The 21,550-nt window shown below is 49.9% G+C and carries 24 protein-coding genes; 21 read left to right on the top strand and 3 right to left on the bottom strand.

Annotated elements, in window-relative coordinates; all coding sequences use genetic code 11:
- Positions 1-105 precede the first annotated feature (105 nt).
- The 10 genes from AC1DLI_RS19660 (at position 106) to AC1DLI_RS19615 (ending at position 7,986) form a co-directional block, all read left to right on the top strand.
- Positions 106-1,770, top strand: a complete 1,665-nt coding sequence (locus tag AC1DLI_RS19660; RefSeq protein WP_477605571.1) for an ATP-binding protein — start codon at positions 106-108, stop codon at positions 1,768-1,770.
- A 120-nt stretch (positions 1,771-1,890) separates the two neighbouring features.
- A complete protein-coding gene (locus tag AC1DLI_RS19655) occupies positions 1,891-2,343 on the top strand; it encodes a GNAT family N-acetyltransferase (RefSeq protein ID WP_477605569.1) in 453 nt (150 codons plus the stop codon).
- 83 nt (positions 2,344-2,426) lie between these two features.
- Positions 2,427-2,567 carry a hypothetical protein gene (locus tag AC1DLI_RS19650; protein ID WP_477605567.1) on the top strand — a complete coding sequence of 47 codons (141 nt, stop codon included), beginning with the start codon at positions 2,427-2,429 and terminating at the stop codon, positions 2,565-2,567.
- A 15-nt stretch (positions 2,568-2,582) separates the two neighbouring features.
- The gene (locus tag AC1DLI_RS19645; RefSeq protein WP_477605565.1) at positions 2,583-2,978 is read left to right on the top strand and encodes a DUF3905 domain-containing protein; all 396 of its coding nucleotides are present in this window, start codon (positions 2,583-2,585) and stop codon (positions 2,976-2,978) included.
- A gap of 78 nt (positions 2,979-3,056) precedes the next feature.
- Positions 3,057-3,491, top strand: a complete 435-nt coding sequence (locus AC1DLI_RS19640) for a BrxA/BrxB family bacilliredoxin (RefSeq protein WP_475774660.1) — start codon at positions 3,057-3,059, stop codon at positions 3,489-3,491.
- A gap of 15 nt (positions 3,492-3,506) precedes the next feature.
- A complete protein-coding gene (gene nadE / locus AC1DLI_RS19635) occupies positions 3,507-4,316 on the top strand; it encodes an ammonia-dependent NAD(+) synthetase (RefSeq protein WP_477605563.1) in 810 nt (269 codons plus the stop codon).
- 147 nt (positions 4,317-4,463) lie between these two features.
- The gene (locus tag AC1DLI_RS19630) at positions 4,464-5,294 is read left to right on the top strand and encodes a P-loop NTPase family protein (protein WP_477605561.1); all 831 of its coding nucleotides are present in this window, start codon (positions 4,464-4,466) and stop codon (positions 5,292-5,294) included.
- 15 nt (positions 5,295-5,309) lie between these two features.
- On the top strand, positions 5,310-5,696 hold the full coding sequence (locus AC1DLI_RS19625) for a ribosomal maturation YjgA family protein (protein ID WP_477605559.1): 387 nt from the start codon (positions 5,310-5,312) through the stop codon (positions 5,694-5,696).
- A 20-nt stretch (positions 5,697-5,716) separates the two neighbouring features.
- On the top strand, positions 5,717-6,667 hold the full coding sequence (locus AC1DLI_RS19620; protein WP_477605557.1) for a hypothetical protein: 951 nt from the start codon (positions 5,717-5,719) through the stop codon (positions 6,665-6,667).
- 128 nt (positions 6,668-6,795) lie between these two features.
- Positions 6,796-7,986: an MFS transporter gene (locus tag AC1DLI_RS19615; protein ID WP_477605555.1), complete on the top strand. Its 1,191-nt coding sequence runs from the start codon at positions 6,796-6,798 to the stop codon at positions 7,984-7,986.
- 67 nt (positions 7,987-8,053) lie between these two features.
- On the opposite strand, the gene AC1DLI_RS19610 is transcribed toward AC1DLI_RS19615, so the two are convergent.
- The gene (locus tag AC1DLI_RS19610; protein WP_477605553.1) at positions 8,054-8,272 is read right to left on the bottom strand and encodes a hypothetical protein; all 219 of its coding nucleotides are present in this window, start codon (positions 8,270-8,272) and stop codon (positions 8,054-8,056) included.
- A 165-nt stretch (positions 8,273-8,437) separates the two neighbouring features.
- Between AC1DLI_RS19610 and AC1DLI_RS19605 the strand changes: the two genes are divergently transcribed.
- Positions 8,438-8,782, top strand: a complete 345-nt coding sequence (locus tag AC1DLI_RS19605) for a DUF3243 domain-containing protein (protein WP_308994200.1) — start codon at positions 8,438-8,440, stop codon at positions 8,780-8,782.
- Positions 8,783-8,928: 146 nt separating this feature from the next.
- Here AC1DLI_RS19605 and AC1DLI_RS19600 read toward each other — a convergent pair whose 3' ends face one another.
- Positions 8,929-10,077, bottom strand: a complete 1,149-nt coding sequence (locus AC1DLI_RS19600) for an SGNH/GDSL hydrolase family protein (RefSeq protein WP_477605551.1) — start codon at positions 10,075-10,077, stop codon at positions 8,929-8,931.
- 162 nt (positions 10,078-10,239) lie between these two features.
- Here AC1DLI_RS19600 and AC1DLI_RS19595 point away from each other — a divergent pair, with 162 nt between their 5' ends.
- The 5 genes from AC1DLI_RS19595 to AC1DLI_RS19575 all read left to right on the top strand — a co-directional run bounded on the left by AC1DLI_RS19595 (position 10,240) and on the right by AC1DLI_RS19575 (position 15,924).
- Positions 10,240-11,871, top strand: coding sequence for a hypothetical protein (locus AC1DLI_RS19595; protein ID WP_477605549.1), 1,632 nt, complete (start codon positions 10,240-10,242; stop codon positions 11,869-11,871).
- Positions 11,872-12,015: 144 nt separating this feature from the next.
- Positions 12,016-13,077 (top strand): DUF4198 domain-containing protein, encoded by a 1,062-nt coding sequence (locus tag AC1DLI_RS19590; RefSeq protein ID WP_477605547.1) that lies wholly within the window; start codon positions 12,016-12,018, stop codon positions 13,075-13,077.
- A gap of 9 nt (positions 13,078-13,086) precedes the next feature.
- Complete coding sequence (locus tag AC1DLI_RS19585) at positions 13,087-15,153, top strand: copper resistance CopC/CopD family protein (RefSeq protein WP_477605545.1); 2,067 nt, start codon at positions 13,087-13,089, stop codon at positions 15,151-15,153.
- Between the two features lie 90 nt (positions 15,154-15,243).
- Positions 15,244-15,642: a holo-ACP synthase gene (gene acpS / locus AC1DLI_RS19580; protein WP_477605543.1), complete on the top strand. Its 399-nt coding sequence runs from the start codon at positions 15,244-15,246 to the stop codon at positions 15,640-15,642.
- A 60-nt stretch (positions 15,643-15,702) separates the two neighbouring features.
- Positions 15,703-15,924 carry a hypothetical protein gene (locus AC1DLI_RS19575; RefSeq protein WP_477605541.1) on the top strand — a complete coding sequence of 74 codons (222 nt, stop codon included), beginning with the start codon at positions 15,703-15,705 and terminating at the stop codon, positions 15,922-15,924.
- 105 nt (positions 15,925-16,029) lie between these two features.
- On the opposite strand, the gene AC1DLI_RS19570 is transcribed toward AC1DLI_RS19575, so the two are convergent.
- Positions 16,030-16,386, bottom strand: a complete 357-nt coding sequence (locus tag AC1DLI_RS19570; RefSeq protein ID WP_477605539.1) for a c-type cytochrome — start codon at positions 16,384-16,386, stop codon at positions 16,030-16,032.
- Positions 16,387-16,557: 171 nt separating this feature from the next.
- Here AC1DLI_RS19570 and AC1DLI_RS19565 point away from each other — a divergent pair, with 171 nt between their 5' ends.
- The 5 genes from AC1DLI_RS19565 to AC1DLI_RS19545 all read left to right on the top strand — a co-directional run.
- Entirely contained in the window at positions 16,558-17,442 is an 885-nt protein-coding gene (locus AC1DLI_RS19565) for an AraC family transcriptional regulator (protein ID WP_477605537.1), read from the top strand.
- On the top strand, positions 17,442-18,662 hold the full coding sequence (gene mutY / locus AC1DLI_RS19560) for an A/G-specific adenine glycosylase (RefSeq protein ID WP_477605535.1): 1,221 nt from the start codon (positions 17,442-17,444) through the stop codon (positions 18,660-18,662). Before AC1DLI_RS19565 ends, mutY begins: the two co-directional genes overlap by 1 nt.
- A 28-nt stretch (positions 18,663-18,690) precedes the next feature.
- Entirely contained in the window at positions 18,691-19,323 is a 633-nt protein-coding gene (locus AC1DLI_RS19555) for a bifunctional 4-hydroxy-2-oxoglutarate aldolase/2-dehydro-3-deoxy-phosphogluconate aldolase (protein WP_477605533.1), read from the top strand.
- A gap of 19 nt (positions 19,324-19,342) precedes the next feature.
- The gene (locus tag AC1DLI_RS19550) at positions 19,343-20,260 is read left to right on the top strand and encodes an alpha/beta hydrolase (RefSeq protein ID WP_477605531.1); all 918 of its coding nucleotides are present in this window, start codon (positions 19,343-19,345) and stop codon (positions 20,258-20,260) included.
- A 193-nt stretch (positions 20,261-20,453) separates the two neighbouring features.
- Positions 20,454-21,550: transglutaminase domain-containing protein (locus tag AC1DLI_RS19545; protein ID WP_477605529.1), on the top strand; the 1,097-nt coding region annotated here is incomplete at its 3' end.

The raw sequence follows: 21,550 nt of genomic DNA, 5'->3' as shown, positions 1-21,550 counted from the left end.
TTTTAATCGGACTAATAGATTCTAAATATTTGGTAACGCTTTATTACTTCAACATAACTAAATATGTGGCATGCATTCGAAGCGCGGCAGGGGGAACCGATCGTTTTGTTAAAGGAATTGCTGTTACAATTCATTGTAGCTTTATTACCCGTTTTCGCTTTCCAGCTCTGGTATAACAAAGAGCAGGGCTGGAAGGGAATGCCGATTTTCATGGGTATTTTTTGCGGTGCATCGATGATATTGTGCATGCTGACGGCAACAAGTGTATTTGGCTATGAAGCTGATTTTCGTCTTATTCCGTATTTGATTGGCTCGCTTTATGGAGGATTGCCAACGTTGGCTGTATTATCGGCAATCTATGTTGGTATTCGGATTCCAATGCTGGACAGTGTATGGGAAATGGTAAGCTTCATAACGTTTATTATTGTTTTCGCAACGCTAATCGTATTGTCGACTCGCCATTTTCAACAGGCGTCAGCTCTGCTCAAGCAAAGAAAAGGCCTGCTGCTCATGTCGGGGATGATGCTCTATTACATCGTTACGATTACGGGATTCATTTCATTTAGTAAAGAGACATGGACGTTTGAAATGTTTTTGGCGCTCTTGATTTCTACAACGGCGACATTGACCGCAACCTGGCTGTTTATTTTTATGATTGAAAGCGTAAAGGAGAAACAGCTGCTCCATGAAGAAGTAAAGCGAATTTCAGTTAATTATCGAAATGAAGTAGAGAAGCTGCAGCTGTTCATTGACGAGACCTCGTTCGGGGTAATCGTCGTAGATTGCGCAGGGCGAATCACACATTCTAACGCTTTGGCGAAGACCGTGTTTAATCTGCATACGAATTACATAGGCGATAAGGGGCTGCTTGGCGTCGATTTTCCTCTTATATTCCAGAACGGACATTGCGATACTTGCGTGAAAATGTTAGTTCAAGCGCTTAACGGTAAGAAGTCTTCGCTAGTTCCATTCGTCAATAACGATAAGATTTTGCTTTTAACGACAATTCCGCTCAGGACATCGGTAAATGAGCATGCAGGGGCGGCGCTTCTTGCTCAGGACGTGACGGAGCTGCGCCATCTTCAAGACGAGGTTGGCCGAATGGAGAGACTAAGCTTAGTCGGTCAAATGGCTGCCAGCATCACGCATGAAATCCGTAACCCAATGGCTGTTATCCGCGGCTTTGTCCAGCTCATCCAAGAACGAAGTCCTAAGAGCCAAAAGGAGTACTTCCGCATTATTATTGAGGAGCTTGATCGCGCCAATATGATTATCAGCGACTTTTTGTCTCTTGCTCAAAATAGAGCGCTTATCATGGAGCCGTCATCCTTGCACGAAGTCATTAACGAGCTCGTGCCGCTGCTTCATGCAGATGCGAATTTGCGCGGACAATCAATCGACGTTAGCCTTTGCGAGCATCTGCCGTTGATAATGATGAACGATAGGGAGATCAAGCAGCTGCTTCTCAATATTGCTCGCAACGGTATGGAGGCAATGGGTAATAAAGGATCCTTAAATATTAGCACCCGCTGCATAGGGAGCAAAGTCGAGCTGCGTATAGCGGACCAAGGAGTTGGCATACCGCCGGAGCAGATGAAGCATTTGTTCGAGCCGTTTTTCACAACAAAGACGCAGGGAACAGGGCTCGGGCTTCCGTTATGCTTAAGTATTGCAGAAAGGCATAATGGACGGATTGACGTGGAATCGCAAGAGGGGGAAGGAACGGCTTTTATCGTCACCTTCTTCCTGCCGGAGGTTTGCGCTTGCTAATGGAGTAATCGCACGAAATGCGGACTGTAAATGAACCTTTGTTCATTTACGGTTTTTTTTGTAACCGAAGGTCGTTGATGCAGGTGCTGGGTAAAATTAAAGGAAGCAGAGGAGATTAATGTGGAAATACGAAAGCTGCTTGCAACAGAGCAGCCACCGATGGAGCTGCTGCTGTCAGCGGATCCTTCCGCTTTGCTGGTTGAGGAATATTTGAAGCGCGGGGAATGCTGGGTAGGTATTATTGATAAAGAAATCATAGCTGAATATGTCCTGCTGCCGACAAGGCCGGAGACCGTGGAAATTGTGAATGTGGCCGTAGACGATACTCACCAAGGGCAAGGGCTTGGCAAAAAAATGGTGCTTCATGCGATTACGCATGCGAAGCAGCTCGGTTATAAAACAATTGAAATCGGAACGGGGAATTCGGGGGTAAGTCAGCTTGCCTTATATCAAAAATGCGGTTTTCGCATGATAGGCATTGACCGGGACTTTTTCATTAGACATTATACGGAAGCGATATTTGAGAACGGGATTCAGGTCGTTGATATGGTCCGTCTTTCTCAGGATTTATAAGGAAGAGCTCTCCTGCGCATACTACCTTTGGAAGCTAACCTGTTTATCGGTTAGATTTTTAAAAATGGGAGGAGGCGTTAGTGTTGACACAACATAATGAAGAAAAAATCCGTTCGGCTGAGCAAGCTCAGCAGGACGCAAAAAACGCAGCAGATAACAGCAAGTCGCCGGAGTCCGCCGGTTTTGACAAAAAGCTCGATGGACCTAATCGTCCATCCGTCTAGGACGGAGGTGGTCTTGTGACTGATCATAAGCATGAGGCGAAGCAGCATGTCGACGATCCGGCGCTCGATCCGTATGAAATTGAATTTTTGCCGCAGTTTCGTGAAGGACGCGGAAGCCGAGCTCCGTTTGTAAATCAATATGGCATCGTGATCGGCGATCATAACTATGAGTCACCTGATTCGCCGTTGTCGCAGTGGAGCGAGGATACGGATCCAGCCATAATGGCAGGCGATGAGTGGGTTCATCCCTATAAGGACATCGGCTTTATGACGGCCGAGAACCGGGATATTTTCGAGAAGGGCCTGCCGCCGCAGGGTGGCATATTCACGCATCCCGATAAAAATGCGGCATACGGGTTGGAAACACCGGAGGATTCTCCAATATTAGATGAAAAAGAACAACCGGAGTGAGCGCGCTCCGGTTGCTTTATTTTGACTACGGACGGTATAATAGTAGCTAAAATAAAGTAATTAGAGGAGTGTGTTTCGATGTCGATGTCATTCGAGAGATACATGTTAGATATGGTACAGCCTATGCGGGACGATCTTACCCGTATTGGGATTCAGGAGCTTCGCACGCCTGAAGAGGTAGAAGAAAAATTGCCAAACGCAAAAGGCACGGCGCTTGTTGTCGTGAACTCGGTTTGCGGTTGCGCGGCAGGCCAATGCCGTCCAGGCGTAGCAGATGCGCTGCAGCATGATATCACGCCAGACCATTTGTATACTGTATTTGCAGGACAGGATAAAGAAGCAACAGCGAAAGCTCGTGAATATTTTGCTCCATACCCGCCATCCTCCCCTTCGATCGCTTTGATGAAGGATGGAGAACTGGTACACTTTATCGAGCGGCACCAGATCGAAAATCGTTCCGCAGCGGATATTGCAGCCGACCTGTCTGACGCTTTCGATCGGTTCTGCCGATAACTTAGGACGGTGTCTATGAGCTTACAACAAGAAATTATTGAAAGACTCGGCGTGAAGCCGGAAATTGATCCAGAGGTCGAGATTCGCAAACGGGTTGATTTCTTGAAGCAATACGTAACGCAATCGGGCACGACGGGATTGCTGATTGCGATCAGCGGCGGGATCGACAGCGCGGTTGCAGCCGGACTTTGCAAGAAAGCTACGGATGAGCTTAGCGCGGAGACAGGCCGGGAGTATATGACACTTGGCGTGTTCCAGCCTTATGGCACGCAATCCGACATTGCTGACAGCTATGCGGTTGCTGAAGCTTTCCAGCTGAAGCATCGTGCGGAGACGAATATTGCGGAAGCAGTGGACGAGATCGCGATTGAAGTGGAGCACAGCTTCAAATCATTAGGCATTCCGCGTCATTTGAGCCGTGGAGGCAAAGGGAACGTGAAGGCAAGAACGCGTATGGTCATGCAGTACGCGCTTGCGTTTGATTTAAACCTGTTAGTTGTCGGTACAGACCATGCGTCTGAAGCGATTACGGGTTTTTACACCAAATGGGGCGATGGCGCGGTGGATGTTACTCCGCTCAGTACGCTTAACAAGCGCCAGGTACGCCTGTTAGCCTCACATATTGGTGTACCGCAAAGCGTGCTTGATAAGGCGCCTACTGCAGGCCTGTGGGACGGACAAACCGATGAGGATGAGCTGGGCATCACCTACGGTGACAACAGCGATTATCTCGAAGGCAAGGAAGTTAATGCGGAAGCGCGAGAAAAGCTTGAAAAACAATATTTGAAAACCGAGCACAAACGTTCCCCGATTCCGGGTATTTAACGTCAGCACGGGTTTACTTACGATACGAAGACTGTCCTAAGACCGAGCAATCGGAGCAGGCAGTCTTTTTTCTTGCAGTGATTACGGCGTAAGAAGGAGTATATAGCAGTATAGAGAATTAACTAAGCAGTGAAAGGAGTCATGATTATGGCAAATACCAAGCTGATTTTAGTGGAAGGCTTGCCCGGCTCTGGCAAAACGAGTACCGCGCGCTTCGTACAGAAATTAATGGATGAGCAGCAAATACCGAATCGATTATTTTTAGAAGGAGATTTGGAGCATCCTGCCGATTACGAGTCAGTGGCTTATTTTACGGAGGCGCAGTTCAAGGCTCTTCAGCAAAGATATGCGAATAATGAATACCTGCTCAGTCAGTATTCCGAAGCGGAAACGGGCGGTGTTCTGTTGTATTACGGCAAGCTGATGAAGGTGACGGATGCTTTCGAAGGTGAGGACTTCGGCGCTTATGACGTATACAGCCTGCCTCTTGAGAAGCATCAGCAAATCATCGAAAAAAGGTGGAGCACATTTTCAGAGCGGGTCATGAGCGGAGATGAAGTGTATATATTGGAATGCTGCTTTTTGCAAAATCCGTTAACGGTCATGCTGGTGCGTGATAATCGGACCGAACCGGATCTAACCGATTATATCCATTCCTTATATGGCCGCATACAAGCGTTGAACCCTAAGTTGATTTATTTACAGGATGAGAACTTTAAACAGTCTTTCTCCAGCGTAATCGCGGAACGTCCAGAGGAGTGGTTAACCTTTATCACTTGGTATTATACTGAGCAGGGCTACGGGAAAGCGAATAACCTTAGCGGAGCAGACGGACTGCTTGAGGTGCTTGAACAACGCAAGAAAGCTGAATTAGCGATTTTAGAAACGCTTCCGATGGATCGAATTTTGCTTAATAAAACCAGCTTGGACTGGGATGCAATACATAAACAAATCAGCTTGTTTTTGCAATCTGATTAAGAGGATGTGTAAGGATTGAAAGCAAGGGCTCCTTATTTCATTGCGATGATTACCGCGTTGATACTCGGGTACAGCTCTAGAAGCTTTGCCGAGACGCTGCCGGAATTCGTTGCCGCGCATTTTGGCGACGCGCTTTGGGCAAGTATGGTTTATTTTGGTATTCGAACGGTTTGGCCAACGAAGGAAATCATTAGGCCTGCACTGATAAGTTTTATCTTTTGTTTTGGCATCGAGCTAAGCCAGCTGTATCAGGCGGAATGGATCAATGGGGTCCGAAGCACGTTTTTGGGGGCTTTAGTGCTCGGCAGCGGTTTTTTGACAGTGGATTTAGTAAGGTATACAGCGGGAATCGCGCTGGCGATTGCGGCAGACAGATGGTTTGTTCGCAAACGAACGATTTAACATAGGGAGAGTGGATGAGCATGTCGGATCAAAAATTGTTGGAGGAGGGGCTTGCCATCCTGTCGCAATGCAAAAAAGAAACCGGCGATATTTGGCATGCCCATTTCGGAGCTGCGGCAATCGCCGGTTATTTTTTCGTGAAAGACAATAAGCTGCCTGGCGAGCTATCCACAATAATAGAAATGCAAGCAAAAGCGATGCTCGAAAATCAGCGCTTAAACGAGTTTAAACCCTCGCGTTCCAACTGCGGGTTTGAGCAGGCGGAGACGATTATTGTTGGAGCGCTTGATAAAACGATCGACGGCCTCCACTGGGTTGGTCACAATGTCATTTACAGCGCGGTCAGCATGCTGGCGATCCGTGAGCTAAAAGGCTGGGGAAGCGAGCAGGAGCTCATGGGCCTATCGGAGCTCATCAGCTCCTTTCAAAAAACCATTCCGGGGCGGTCATGGATTGGCTATACGACCTCCGAGGTGAAAAAAATTACGCTGACAGAGGAAGATCGATTCCCGCGTATAGGAAGCCCGAATGAACTTTCTCATTTCGTGCTTGAGCAACTAACGAATTTCCCTGTCATCTACCGGGCAGAATCGCATCATGATTTGATCGGCCATATGCTGACTTTTTCCCATGCGTTGAATCTATTGTATGACATGGGCTGCCGCTCGTTTTTCCATAGAGGTCTAGTGCCGCTGTTCAAGCTGATTAAAGTGCTCCAAAGCAGCTGTCGGATGAAGCCGGGAGATAAGGTGGAGCTGCATTCTCCAGTAGATCGCCTGCCGCTGCAGCAAGCGGTTCGATCCTCATTTTTACCCACCGAGCTCGGCTACTGGGCTGAGGATAACGACGCAAAGCAATGGGATTTTGGACATGTCTTTAAATTTCCTTTCAGCTTTTACGATCATTTAAGGCGAGCTGGGAGCGTTAAAGCTTCCTCTGTCGAAAATTTCCGTTATATTATCGGCCAATAATCCGAGGTAGGGGTGCGGGCTGGCGAATCAGCTCCCAATGAATGGGCGGTTGTCAGGCTCGGACTTCACGTATACAATGTGTAAGGAGAAAAAAAGATCATTTGTTTAGGTAAGGGAGTGCAACAGGTTTGTCATCAGGTGCTATTGCTTCAGCTTCACTTTCATTATTTCGTTTTCGATTAATAACCCTGCTGCTCGTCGTCGTTGTTGCGGGAATGAGCCAAGGGCTTCTGCTGCCTCTTCTGTCGATTATGCTGGAGGACGCTGGCGTTTCGTCAGATATGAATGGCATAAACTCAGCTGCTATGTATATTGGTATCTTCTGTACGATGTTTTTTGTAGAGAAACCAGTTTTGCGCTTTGGTTACAAAAAAGTAATCGTAGCAGGCATCGCGTTAGTTACGGTTGCCAGCCTCATGTTCCCGTTTACTCATTCATTGTCGGTTTGGTTCGTCTTGCGTCTACTGGTTGGCGTCGGCGACAGCTCGCTTCATTTTGCGACTCAGCTATGGATTGTAAGCTCCAGTCCTGCGGATCGGAGAGGCAGATATATATCGTTATACGGCATGGCGTATGGACTTGGCTTCAGCCTAGGACCGCTTGGTATTAACTTGCTTCCGCTTGGAAGGGCTGTCCCGTTTATTGTCTCCTGTATCTTCTTCATAACAGTGCTTTTGCTGGTGCTGCGGATGAATAATGAGCTGCCCGAACGGCCAGTAAGAGATGCGGCGACCGAAAACCGATTCGTAAAAACCTATCGAATCGCTTGGTTCGTGCTCATTCCGGGCTTTCTATACGGCTTGATGGAAGCTTCAATGAACAGCAGCTTTCCGCTTTACGGCTTACGAATTGAGCTGGGCCAGCATTGGATTTCGCTTCTACTTTTGTCATTCGGCGTTGGAGGCCTAATCCTTCAGCTTCCGCTTGGCATTTGGAGTGACCGTGTTGGGCGGAAGCCTGTGCTGATAGCATGCGGCATAGTGGGCTCCCTTGCGTTCTTCGCCATTCCGGCTGCCGGAAGCAATACGGCACTTTTGTTTGTTTTATTCGCTGTCGCCGGCGGGGCGGTAGGTTCGTTTTATTCTTTGGGACTTGCGTATGCGGCGGATATTTTACCTCGCGCCATTTTGCCTGCGGCAAATGTCATTGCATCTATCCATTTCAGCATTGGCAGTATCATGGGACCCACTCTCGGAGGCTACGGCATTCGCTATGTGTCCTTGTACAGCATCTTTTTGTTTATGGGTGCCGCATTTCTCGTTTTTGCGCTGCTTGGTTTCGGTTTTCGTCCGAGAGAACAGGCGGTTGAAGCGAAATAGATTTTGTTTATACGATAAAGAGGACGCCGGATTCATTCGGCGTCCTCTTTGCTGTTTGTTCACGCTTTTACTTATATTTATTCTCGCTGGATGACTTATGCTTCGTCTCTTCTTTGCGCTTCTCGTCTTCTACCTGAAGTTTGAGGTCTTCAAGGGGAATCGGGTCGACCGTTTGCTGGCTTTTGAATTTATCGAACAAGTTCTCATTCTCCGTCGGGTACTGCTCAGGGTGATCGCGTATGCCCTTCTTTACCGCGCCGTCTGCATCCTTCTCAAATTCTTTCATGCTTGTCCACCTCTTTTCGTTTGATTACCATGTATTTACCCATATCGGTGGGGGGCCAAACAGGGGACTCCCAGGAGTGGCGCGATTTGAAGCAGATGTTTGGTTCAGGTCATGAAGGGGTATAAATAGACCGATACCAAATTTATCTTACCGGGAGGAATATATATGTCAGAAATTAAACATGTTGTGGATAAAGATGGAGAGCTGGAGCTTGGGAATATCGATCAAACCTTGGATCGTATGAACGCGGAGACAAAAGATGATATTTTACAAAATTTCGACCAATTCAAAGGTTATCTTGCCAAACGAATCGAGCTGGCTGAAAATATTGGTTTAAATGAGGAGCAGCTAGCATTAGTAGCGCAGAAGGTAGCGGGATACTTAGCGAAGCATGAGGAGCCGCGCAACCGCGAGGAAAAGCTGCTGCAGGAGCTGTGGAAGGTCGGAAACGAAGAAGAGCAGCATAAGCTGTCCCATCTGCTCGTGAAGCTGGCGCATGCTAAGGCGTAAGCATAATTGCACCTACTTGTACTTTGCGCAGGCAAAGGCATAGGTCAAATCAAAAGGAGGCTGTCCCTGAAGGCGTTATGCCTTTCGGAGACAGCCTCCTTGCTTTTAGGCATTGGCGCCCGGAAGCTGAAACACAGTGGCCTTGGCTATTTCGTATGCTTCAAATACCAGGCCAAGAAAGCTTCTGCAACCGCAGTGCCCGCAAGGCCGTTCGGATGGGGATCGTTATGCGGACTCATATAGGCGCTCTGCAGCAGTTGGTCGTTCGGTGCTGCTTGCCCTAGCACCTTAGCGATGTCGAAGATACCGGCTGCTCCGACTGCCGAGCCTCCGCGGATCCAATCGTTTACGGTGCGCCACACAAGCTCGTGTTCGCCTTCGAAGTTGAAAGCAGGCAGCGTGCATAGCCAGATGGCAAGATTCGGTTTGTTGCTAAGCAGCTGCTGGATGATCGCCGTTAAATCAGCTATCAATTGCTCAGCGCTGCGATTGGCGGTGCCGATATCGTTAACGCCAAGACAGATAACCACCTCGTCGCCTTGTTTTGCTTTGGATAACCACATGCTATCGTTGACTAAATCATAAGCGCGGGCCCAGCCGCTGCCAATATTCCATACCCCGATATCAGCTCCCAAACCAGCTGCAATTTTTGCGGCCCAGAAGGCATAACCATCCTGCTCCGTCCGTACACCCTGCGTTATGGAATCCCCGAGAAACACGATTTGCTTCGATACAGCCTTCTCGTACGCAAGCAGAGAAGGTAGGACCTGACGATTGCCAGCAGGCACAAAGAGGTTTTCTGACGCTTGCCCAGCAAGGTCTCCCTCTGCTTCATATGCGCTTGCAAGCAAGGTCTCCGTATTGAACGGGAGTCCATTCTCAAAGCCGTCTACCGTAATGGACCAGCTGAATGCCAGAAAATGATGTTCGGGTATATTCACTGACACCTCGTCGCTCCAAAACTGCTCGCCCTTCTCCACATTCTTTGAGGTCTCTCCGCCAAACGTGACACATCGCTCGCTGCCCTGAGCGACGCTGCCATCCGGCTGCATGCCGCCGTCAGCCACGAAGCAGGATTCGATCCGCCACTGTCCGCCTTGATCATTGGCCTTTGATTCCGAGCCGTCCGCCCATGTCGAATCTACGGTATTGCTATGCCAAAGCTTGAACGATAGCCCGCCATATTCCCGCGGCCGAATATAGGTACGGAAGGTCAGGGTCGTTGCTTTCTCCGGCCTCCACATAAAATTTGATGCACTGGACAAAGAGGTAAGCGAGGTGTAGCTTGTATGCAAAATTTTCAGCTCCTTAAACGATCATTTCGTCTCCCGCGGGAGAGACTGTATTTCTTTCAAAACTATCATTATTTTTAATAGAAAACAATGCTGAGGTTTCGCTAGCAGTTGAAATTATATATGATTTAGAAGAAAAATATAACATTTAAGGAGACCGGGACTATGGGCTTTACAGCCAGGCAAAACGAGATTGTGCTAAAAATAGCCACTGCAGCGCTGCAGCAGCCTGTTCTAAGCAGCGGGCTATGGTTTCATCACGATATTCGCGATAACTTTTATTATGCGTCCTATTTGTTCGCAGCCGCAGTGGAGCAGCCGGAGCAGCTGACCTTCGAGGCGAGGAGCGCCAAAGAAACGGCCGAAGCCATATTACTGGAGGTGCTTGCTCTTCAGGACCAAAATCCAAGCAGCGTCACCTATGGACATTGGCCGCTAAACTTAGGTGCGTCACCGCGAGCTGCCGCGAAGAATGTTTTGCCCGTGGAGCTGATGGGCAGCTTGATGGCTTTTTTCGCGAGCCGCTACAGGTCTCATTTTGACTCAAAGCTTCTACAGGCTTTTGATTCCGCGCTGAAGCATGTTTATCAGAGCGGTTTTTATCGTCAAAATAATGTATTCAGTCATCACGATGCCAAATACACAGCAGCTAAGCTGATTTACGGCGAGTGGTTCGAGGATGCTGCTTTATTAGAAGACGGAAGAAGCAATCTCCAGCTCACCTTAGCTCATGTCCGCAAGCATGGCATGTCCGAATACAACAGCTTACCTTGGTTTTGGCATTGGGTGCAGGCATTCACATGCGCGTGGCATCTAATCAAGAATCAACCGATCAAGCAAGAGCTTGCCGACATGCTGGATTTTCTATGGAAGGAGCGAGCGGCGTTTTATTTGAAAGGGGCTTTTGTCGGTGCTCATTGCCGTGCGCAAAAGCATGATATCCCGCTTGATGGTAACGTCCTGCATGATTATGTGCAATTTGGCGATTTCGAGCTCCCGGCGCAGCTGCCTCGGACGGAGTATGCCGGCTTCCTGTTCTACGAAGCGCCAGAATACGTACGTGATCAAGCGATCAACCGAAGCGAGCCTGCCGAGGTGAAGAAGAGCATTACGAAGCATTCGGATGCGGGAACGCAAGTGCTGCACAGCTATGCGTATATTACCGAGAAATTTGCGGCCGGCGGGATGTGGGAACGATACGCGGAGTTCGATAACGAACAGCATCGCTGGGATATTTCTTTGCCGCTGGGACAGCAAGCCGGTGTGAATCAAGCGTATTTCTTCCACCCCTCCGAGCGAAATGCGGGCGAAGATCCGAGACATCAAACTGAATACACGGAAGTTTTATTTTATAAAAATACGATTGTCGCGCTCTATTCTATTCCGGAAGGCATCGAGAATCGTGTGATCGGAATTTTGCCAAATATGGAATGGACGCAAGAGCCCGGCATACTGCTCGGAAAGACGAATCATCTCTATTGGTCAGTCTACCTGATGCAGCCCTATGAGCTTGAACGTCTGTCCGACCGCTGCGTTGTGACAAGCGAAGGGGCGTATAACGGCGTTATAATCGAAGTGACCAGCTATAACGAGGCGAAGCAAAGGGGCATAGTCAGCTTTGAGGCTTTTGCCTCTGAGGCAAGACGAAATTCGCCGGCATGGTCAACGGAGGAAAAGCTGAGCGTTCATTACGTAAGCCGTGATGAGACGAAGCTTGAGCTTAGTGTGAGCAGTCAGGGCGGCAGCGATAAAAGAATAAACGGAAACACGGTTGATTTTTCTGAATTTACGCATTGAGTCTGAGCTTCTAATGTTTACATTTGCGCAGCCGGAAGGCCTTCACACATCGTTCACAGCTCAATAGCTCTAAAGAGTCATGTGCTGCAAGACCTCCATTGATACAATTTGGACAGTTAATCCAAATCAATGGAGGTTTTTTGAATGTCATTAAAGAAAAAAATCGCAGGCGCTGCTCTTGCGGCAGCATTGACGTTAGGCGCGGCAGTTCCTGTATTCGCGCATGACGGCTGGTCACAGACAAGCGCTCCGATCGTCGCGCAAAACCAAATCTCATACGTGGAGCTTATGTACGGAAACCACTCCAATGAGCACAAAAGCTACCGATTAGAGGGGCAGTGGGGCAGCAACTCGAAGGTATACGTAACTACACCGGCTGGCGTGAAGTCAGATATTACGGGCACGCGCTTCTACACGGGTGAGCCGGCTACGGAGGAAACGCCTGCACTAAATAATTACTTTGTCGCCTCCTTTAAATCGAATATACCTGGAGCGTATATTATTTCTACCGAAGCAGACAGCGTATTTAAAGGGGCAACGGCTGCAAGCCGTACGCTGCGCAGCGCAAAATCATTTGTAGCCGTTGGAGATATTCCCGTTCTTGACCGGGTGAAAGCTTTGAAAGGCTTCTCCAAGCAAGTTAGTCCGGACCGAGCTGAGCTTGTTCCCGCGTTTAATCCGGCTGCGGTTACACCGGACGAGACGGTATCGGTGCAGCTTCTCCTTAAGGGAAAGCCGCTTGCAGACACAGCAGTGGATATTATCCGACGCAGCAATTCGGAGGCTGCAGAGCTGAGAACGGATGCCAAAGGCGTGATTACCTTTAAAACAGGGGCAGCCGATTATTATTTGGTACGCGCAAAACCGAGCACGGCGGAAGCCAAAGAAGGCGAATACAGCACAACAAATTACGAAGCGACCATGACCTTTACGGTTCAAAATAAATCGGTAAAGCTTCCTGGCTCGGCGGCCTCGGTTAAACCGCTTATTTATGTAAATGGAAATGCTGCGGCTGCAAGCAGCTTAACCATTGCGCAGGGCACGACGAAGGTAGATGCTTCCTTTATAAAACAGCATGTGGATGCGGCATATAAAGGAACCGGTCTTGTATCGCTTCGTTCCGCAGCAGAAGCGGCAGGCGCATTCGTTGAATATTTCCCTGCAGTAGGCGGAAATCAAGCAGCGGTTGCGGTCTATACGAAATAAGGCTTGCTTATGAAAAAACTAATAAATTGGATAACCGTGTTTATTATGATGTGGGCATGCATGCCGGGCTTAGTCTCGGCGCATGCCTATATTGCGCAATCGGCCCCCTATCAGGATGCAGAGCTGACAGAATCGCCAACGGCCATACGAATAAAGTTTACGGAAAAAATCGATACGAAGCTGAGCAGCATTTCGCTTAAAAGGATCGATAACGGAGCAGCTATTGAAGGTGAATTAAGCGGTGAAGGCGACTTGACGCTTATTTATACGATTCCAAAGCTGGATAATGGCGTCTATGAGGCGAGCTGGCAGGTGCTTTCGCTTGATTCGCATATGACGGACGGCTCCTTCCAATTCGCTGTCGGGGTGAAGCTGGAGCACACGAAGCCGGATGATACGGTATCTTTGGACGGAAACGGGAACAGCGGCGCTGAAAACGGCACAGGCAGTGGAGCGGCAGCGACGGATAAGCCGTCATCTACAGTGAAGCCCAAGCCTACGAAGAAGCCGAGCAGTACGCCGAGGCCGACAGCTGTGACAAAGCCTTCCGCTGCACCGACAGCGGCTAGCGACGCAACTGTTATGCCGAGCTCCTCGCCTGCTGATACGGACAGCACCGCTGAACCGACATCGATGCCGGATGCTGCGGCAGCCGGTAACAGCGGTAGCGGAAATGGCGGCGATGCCAGTCCGTTAGCTGCGGGCGCCGAGCCCTCTGATTCTACGCCGCCGCAGACTGATGCAGCAGGAGGCAGCCAGCCTAGCAGCCATGGCGACCACAGCGGAAGCAGTCATGCCGAGGAGGGGGAGCATGAGCATGCGGGCGGCCACGGCAGTATGGTCACTCTGCGCGTCCTTGATATTTTGACAAGCGTGCTTCTTATGGGCATTTTGTTCTTTCGTTATGTTATTTGGAGAGATGGCGAGAATAAGGCTCCCTTCGGCTTTTCACTGCGTGCCGAACGGATGGTTATGGGCGCGGCCGTATTCGTGTGGCTGATTTCGGGTTTAACGCGATTGTCTATGCTGTCGGATCAATTTGGCGGCGTCTCCCTATATGAGCTGGCTTCCGGAACGATGATTGGCAAAATGGCAACGCTTAGAACAGCGCTCGCCATACTCGCGCTTTTGCTCGCATTCGCGCCAAGCCGAGAGCGTCTATGGGCTAACCCGATTAAGTTTGCTGCGGCGTCAGCCATAATCGTGACTTTCCCTCTGACGGGGCATGCCTATGCGGCAATAGAGGGAGCAGCAGCAGCTATTTTAGCCCATACGGTTCATATGGCTGCTGCAGCATTATGGTTCGGCGGTCTTGCGGGCCTGCTGTCGTTAACCTTTGAGAAGGATGCCGCTGAGCGATTGAATCAAGCGGCAGTGCGCTTCTCGGTGTGGGCGCTGCCGAGCATGGTTTTCATTATGGCAAGCGGGATATGGCTGGCAGCAGCTAGGCTTTCGGCATGGGAGCAGCTGCTGGCGGAGCCTTATGGCAGGCTCATCGCCGCCAAAATCTGTTTCATGCTGCTTGTGCTCGTCATCGCCGCTTTTCACAGGCTTGTTTTCATGCCGCGCATCGCGCAGGGCAGCGCTGGAAGGGGCTTGCTGCTCGGCATTCGGGCCGAGGTGCTGCTTGCGGTCGCCTTGTTTGTGCTGGCTGGCTGGTTATCTTCAACCTCTCCTCCAGCTGATGCTGCTCAAAAGCTTGCCGAACCGATTTATTGGCATGTGATGGGCGACAAGGCGCATATGAGCATGCGCATCTCAGAGAATGAACAGTCGAAGGAACAATCCGCAAGACTCGATGTCTGGCTGCCAGAGGGGCAAGGAGCGGCAGCATCGGTTGTAGCTGTTGTCGTTCCTAAGGAAAATAAGAACGAGGGGGAAGTGACGATCCCGCTGGAGCTTCAACCTTCCGCAGCTGAATTATACGAATATCCCGGTTTTACAAAATATACGTACCTGGCATCCGGTGAGTTTATCGATGATAGACATATAAGCCTAATTTCGATAGACGTGCTGGATGAAGAGGGCAACAGCTTTCATTACGAACGCGTGATAGGGGAAGGGGCAAAGGAATAATAGGATCCGAAAGCTTGGAATAAGAAGCGATCCTTGACTTCGTTCATGCCTTCTGCTAATCTCACCTTCAGGGAAAAGGCGGGTGTTAGTATGATCATCGGCATCGGACATGACTTGTCGGATATTACGAGAATAGCCAAAGTGTTAGACGGGCGCACGGGCAGAAGATTTCTGGAGCGCGTGCTTTCCGGGGGCGAACGGGAGCTTGCTTTGGGTTATACGGGAGAGCGGCTCCATCAATTTACAGCGGGGCGTTTTGCGGCAAAAGAAGCAGTCGTCAAGGCATTTGGCTGCGGAATCGGCAACGTCATTGGATTTACGGATATTGAGATTTTGCGGGGGAGCTGCGGCAAGCCGGAATGCTATTTATCCGCCGGTGCTTGGGAGCGTCTGGGTCTTCGGCCGGAGGCCGTACGAATCCATGTCACGATTACGCATGAGCGTATGCTTGCTTCAGCATTTGCTGTTGCAGAACGGATAACGGAGTAACCTTTTGCCTATACTTGGAATGTAATATACCAAGTTAGCAGTCGAGAGGGGATGTCGGCAATGAAGGAGCAGCAGAAGACGAAGCGTCGTTTTAAGTCGGGGCAATGGGTCGAATATGACGGCTTGTATTCGGACGATTGGGGCGGAGATCTGGTTCTGGTGCAGGGAGATTTGTTCCCAGTACACCCGCAAATGGGCGAAACGAATTGGACGTACGCCGGTCAGTCCGCACATCACTTCATGAAATCTCCCAAAATAAATGGTCACCATATTGGTTATTAGATTATAATGAACAAAAAGGATGCCAGCGGCAGCTTAGTCTGCCGGGGCATCCTTTTTGTTTCTGGATAAGCGTTTAACTGTTCTTCGTTATGAATAACCTCATCGTTACTTTTTGGCTGCGAGCCAATTAGAGAGGCCAGCTATTTGCTCAGCGGTCAAACGGTCTTTAAAGGCTGGCATCGAGCCCTCGCCTTGTTCAATCTGCTGCGTAATATCCGAAGCGCTCATACGCTCGCCAACCTTTTGAAGGTTGGTAGCGGGGCCTACTCTGCCCTGAAGCCCGGTACCATGGCAGCTAACGCAATTTGCCTTATAGACCGAGACAACCGCAGCAGGCCCATCAAGTGCGCTGTTATTGCCGGCAGCTCCATTCCCGCTGCCACCGCAGGCTGTTAAGGCAAGCACCAGTATCATGGATACAAGTAGGGTTAGGAAAAAAATGAGTTTTCGATTGGCAAACAATTAAATCGACCCTTTCTTTAGTTGTATAATTATGGAAATAATGGACTTATAAAGGCAATTCACAAGACGTCCATATGAATTTGAATCGTTAATTCGTATAATAGAGAAGGTTGAAACCTTACACGAAAATTATTTATTTATTATATCGCAGTTTTACTTACAGGAGAATTCATGAAACCGACAATAGATGGCATTTTACAGAATCAATTGAATAAACTCCAAGCCGACGTTATTATGAGCGCTTATTCCGAAAGTGTCCCAGGCTGGTTAGAGCAAAAATCCGAGCCGGACTTTTTCCGTTTCTGTTACACGGCGAAGGGAAAAGGCTGGGCTATGATCGATGAAGAAAAGTATGATTTACAGCCGGGAACCCTTCATTTGATTCCGGCGGGTACGATGCAATCGTTTGGTACGGAGGGCGACGAAACGTTTGGCCGTTATTGGTGTCACTTTCGTTTAGAGCTAGGCGATATCCAAGTCATGAATTCCTTGCAGCTCCCGCCATTCGTCATCGTGCAGGACGGGCAGGCGATCAAGGAGCTTTTTGACAAAATGGATGCGTACCAGCACTCTAATACCATTACGAGAGAGCTGCGGCTGAAGGCTGTTTTACTGGAGCTGCTTGCCATTTATTTGGATGAAAGCCATGTTCAGAGAGAACATTTGTATGATCCGGGCTGCGAGGAGAAATGGAATGAGGTGCTTGCCTACATTGAAGCGAATTTGCATGAGAACATACAAATCGAAGAGCTGGCCAAATTCGCCTTTTTGCATCCGAATTATTTTATTACCTCCTTCAAAAGCATCATGGGCTGCTCGCCGATCCAATATGTAACGAATCGCCGGATTGCGATCGCCAAGGATCTTCTTATGGAAACGGAACTTCCGGTGGTAGCTGTGGCAAAGCAGGTAGGCATGAAAAACCACTATCTATCCAGGCTGTTCAAGAGATACACAGGTGTCACGCCTGTTCAATACCGCCGCATCGGCAGACTTAACGGCAGCAATCTATTGGAGCCGGACGCATCATCAACATGTGAGGAGGAAAACAGCTAGTGGGACAAGAGGATGTCAAAATATTTTTTAGTACAGAGCTGCTTAACTGGTATCGGCTGATCAAGCGTGATCTGCCATGGCGGCTCAATCGTGATCCCTACCGCGTATGGGTATCCGAAATAATGCTTCAGCAGACGAGGGTTGATACGGTTATTCCGTACTACAACCAGTTCATGAGTAAATTTCCGACCGTAAGCGCGCTTGCGGAAGCGCCCGAGACAGAGGTGCTCAAGAGCTGGGAGGGACTTGGCTATTATTCGCGCGCGCGCAATTTGCAGGCAGGAGCTAAAGAGGTAGTGGCGCGTTACGGCGGGATCGTGCCGGACGATAAAGCTTCGGTCGCGGGATTGAAGGGCGTAGGTCCATACACGAGCGGAGCGATTATGAGTATTGCGTTTAACCGTCCGGAGCCTGCAGTCGATGGCAACGTGATGCGCGTACTCTCCCGATATTTTTGCCTTGAGGATGACATTGCGAAGGCGTCTACGCGAGTGGGCATTGAGAAGCTTGCAGCCTCGCTTATTCCGGAAGGCGCTGCTGGCGATTTTAATCAAGCTCTAATGGAGCTTGGAGCGCTAGTATGCACGCCGAAGTCGCCGAGCTGCCTGCCATGCCCCGTGATGGAGCATTGCGCGGCGCGGCTTGCGGGCCGAGAGACGGAATTGCCGATAAAGACAAAGGCGAAGCCGCCGCGTCCGGAATTTAGGGCGGCAGCTATTGTCGTAGGCAGCGGCGTGAATGCAGGCAAGGTGCTTATAAGGCAGCGTCCGGATACGGGGCTGCTTGCTCAGATGTGGGAGCTGCCGCATTTGCTGCTGCCGCCGGATAAGACGGAGTGGCTGGCGGAATCGGCGCCGAAGGAGCAGGGCGAGCTGGCCGAGATGATCAGCCGCATGCTTGAGGAAGATACGGGGCTGCTCATACGGCCGCGCGGCTGGTTTATGGACGCCGATCATATTTTCAGCCATATTTATTGGAAAATGCGGTTTTATTTGGCTGATTTAGGCGAAGAGACGAGTACGCTTGAGGATGCGGCAGCCGTGTCTGAGCTTGGGCGTAAGCTCATAGCGGCTGAAGCAAACGCCGGTTATGAGGCGGCGGCTGCTCAAGGTTTGCAAGCTGACGAGCTGAGCGTTTATCGATGGATCAGCAAGGATGATATGGAAACTTTGCCGTTTCCGAATTTATTTTTGCGCATGTTAAAGCATTTTTGGGAATAAATGAATGTACAGGCTGGAGGAGAAGAGAATGGGTCAAATGCTTGAGCTGCTGCTGCAGCACAAAATCGTAGCGATTCTAAGGGGAATTGAAGACCGGCATGCGGATGATACCGCACAGGCTTTAATTGACGGCGGTATTTATATGATGGAAATTACGATGAATACGGAAGGCGCGGCGGCAATGATCAATCGTTGGCGCACGAAGTTTGACGGCAAAGCGGCAGTCGGCGCGGGCACGGTAACGGATGTAGCCCTTGCCGAGCAAGCTGTTGCCGCTGGAGCTCAGTTTCTCATTTCGCCAAATTTTGATGAGGAAGTCATGGCTTACGGCCGCGAGCAGGGCCTCTCCGTCTGGCCCGGTGTCATGACGCCGACCGAAATCGTGAAGGCATGGAAGGCTGGAGCAGATGCCGTGAAAATATTCCCAATGGGAACGCTGGGCATTGGCTACCTGCAGGAAATTCGCGGTCCGCTGAATGAAATACCGATGATCGCCACCGGCGGCGTTGATTTGCATAATATTGCCGACTATTTTAAAGCAGGTGCGAATGCTGTTGGAATGGGCAGCAAGCTTGTCAATCTTGAGTGGGTTCGTGAAGGCAAATTCGATCAAGTAACGGAAAGGGCGCGGCAATTCGTGGAAGCCGTGCGAGCTTTGTAGAGAAAGGAAGGTTTCTTGGATGAACTTGGTCTCATGGTTATTATCCATCTTCTTGCTCATCATCGTGCTGATGTCCGCGCTGGTTTGGCGAATGGGCGTCCGCAGCCAGACACCGCGGAAGCTTGCGAACGGCAATGCTCCTGATATCGGGACGCAGTGGCAGTCCTTATCCTTTACAAGTCACGGCTCCAAGCTGGAGGGCTGGCTGCTGCAGCCTTCTGCAGGTGTTTTAACCCGGGAGGGGCTTGCTCCTCTTATCGTCATTGCACACGGCTGGGGCTCTAATCGGTCGAGAGTGCTCCGATATGCCAGACCGATCTACGAAGCGGGCTTTGCCATATGGATGTATGACGCGCGAAGCCATGGCGACAGCGACCCCATATCGGCGCCTTCCGCGCTGATGTTTCGTGATGACATGTTGTCTGCGGTAGAAGCGGCCAGGAAGCTGCATGGTATTGATCCAGATCGGATCGCGGTGCTCGGGCACTCGCTGGGTGGCTTCGGCGCGCTCCTCGCGCTTGACCAAGGGATGCGGGTCAGCGCGGTCGTAACGGATTCCATGCCTGTTCGGTTTGAGACGATGATGAAGTCGGAGCTGCGGCGCAAAAAAATACCGATCTTCCCGTTAGCCTATCTGATTCCGCAGATTTGGCTTATCCGTGCACGCATTTCGCGAGCGCAATTCAAAGCAGCAAGCATACCGCTTGTGCTGAAGAAGCGAGCGGGGAGCGCGGAAGTAGGACGCACGCCAGTCTTGATGATTCATTCCAATGGGGATGATTTTATAAGTGCGGAGGATCTTAGGAAACTGAAGGGCGAGCTGCCTGAGGGGCTCATAAATACGCTCTTTGTATCGACGAACGGCCACAGCGGGTCGGAGCAAGACCCTGTATTTTGGGAGAGCGTCCTGCCTTTCTTAATAAATAAGACTTTATAATTTATTGCATTATAAATTGATCATATATCTAGCTTCTATCAAAAAGGAAGCCCGCGGCACGAGGCTGCAGGCTTCAAGAGAGAATATATATAATAAAGGGGGGTCATGAATTCATTATATAAGCATAAGATGAAACCAAGATGAGAGAAATATTACAGTTTGATTACATAGCTGTAAAACGTAGGAGGTTCGAATGCATAGAGTAGGATCCAAACTGTTGGTGGTAGTAGTCATAATAGCTGCAGCGTACTTCCTGGACTTAAAGCTGGATTTTTTTCCTGCTGCGACAGAGTCGGAAGAGGTGACCGCTATGGATGAGACGAATAAGCTGGAGCGGCTGGAGCAAGAAATCGCTAAGCAGTTCCAAGCGCGGTCCGAGCGTTTCTCGGTAACGTACACAGGGGACAAGCAGGAGCTTTCGAGCAAGATGACGGAAATCATTCGTTTAGCCCTCGGGCATGACGACTACACAGCCTACATCCTTGAATCCTACATCTATACGATTCGAAGCTGGGGAAATAAATCGACCATTGCTCTAGAAGCCAGATACCGCGAGACGCTAGAGCAGACTGCTGCGGTAGACCAGGTGGTTGCCAAAGCACTGCAGGAGATTATCGAGCCGGGAATGAACGACCATGAGAAAATTAAAGCGATCCATGATTGGATTGTAAGCCATGTGGAATATGATCAGTCGCTGACTCATTATACGGCTTATAACGCGGTAACCTTGGGCGAGGCCGTGTGTCAGGGCTATTCGCTGCTCGGCTATAAGATGCTGAAGGACGCGGGTCTGACGGTATTTATTGCGGAGGGTACGGTGAATACGGGGGAGCATGCGTGGAATATGGTACAGCTGGACGGCGCATGGTACCATTTGGATTTCACTTGGGACGATCCGGTTAGCGCTAAGACAGCAGGCAAGGAAGCGCAGGAGAAAGCTGCTGCGACTGACGAGAGTACGATAAGATACAATTACTACCTGCGGACGGACGAAGAGCTAAGGGCGGATCATCAATGGACCAAGTCGTATCCCGCGGCGAAGGTTTCTTATGCGGATACGATACGCGAACTTGAGCAGCAGGGCTCAACGTCTGAGCGCAATCGCTTCAGCAAGCTTAAGCTTGCCCTGGGCTTGCACTGGCTTGATCCGGAATACACCGTGTCGAGCGCGGAGCAGCTAAACCAAGTTATTCAGACGGCGCTGGAATCAAAGACGGCCAGCTTGGCGTTTCGTTATGAGGAAGGCGATCAATTTCCAGCAGCGCTCAAGGCAGCCTTCAAGCGTGTAAA

Source organism: Paenibacillus sp. 01T443, from assembly GCF_056398325.1.
The sequence above is the reverse complement of the archived record's forward strand: the minus strand, read 5'-3'. Positions and strand labels throughout refer to the sequence as shown.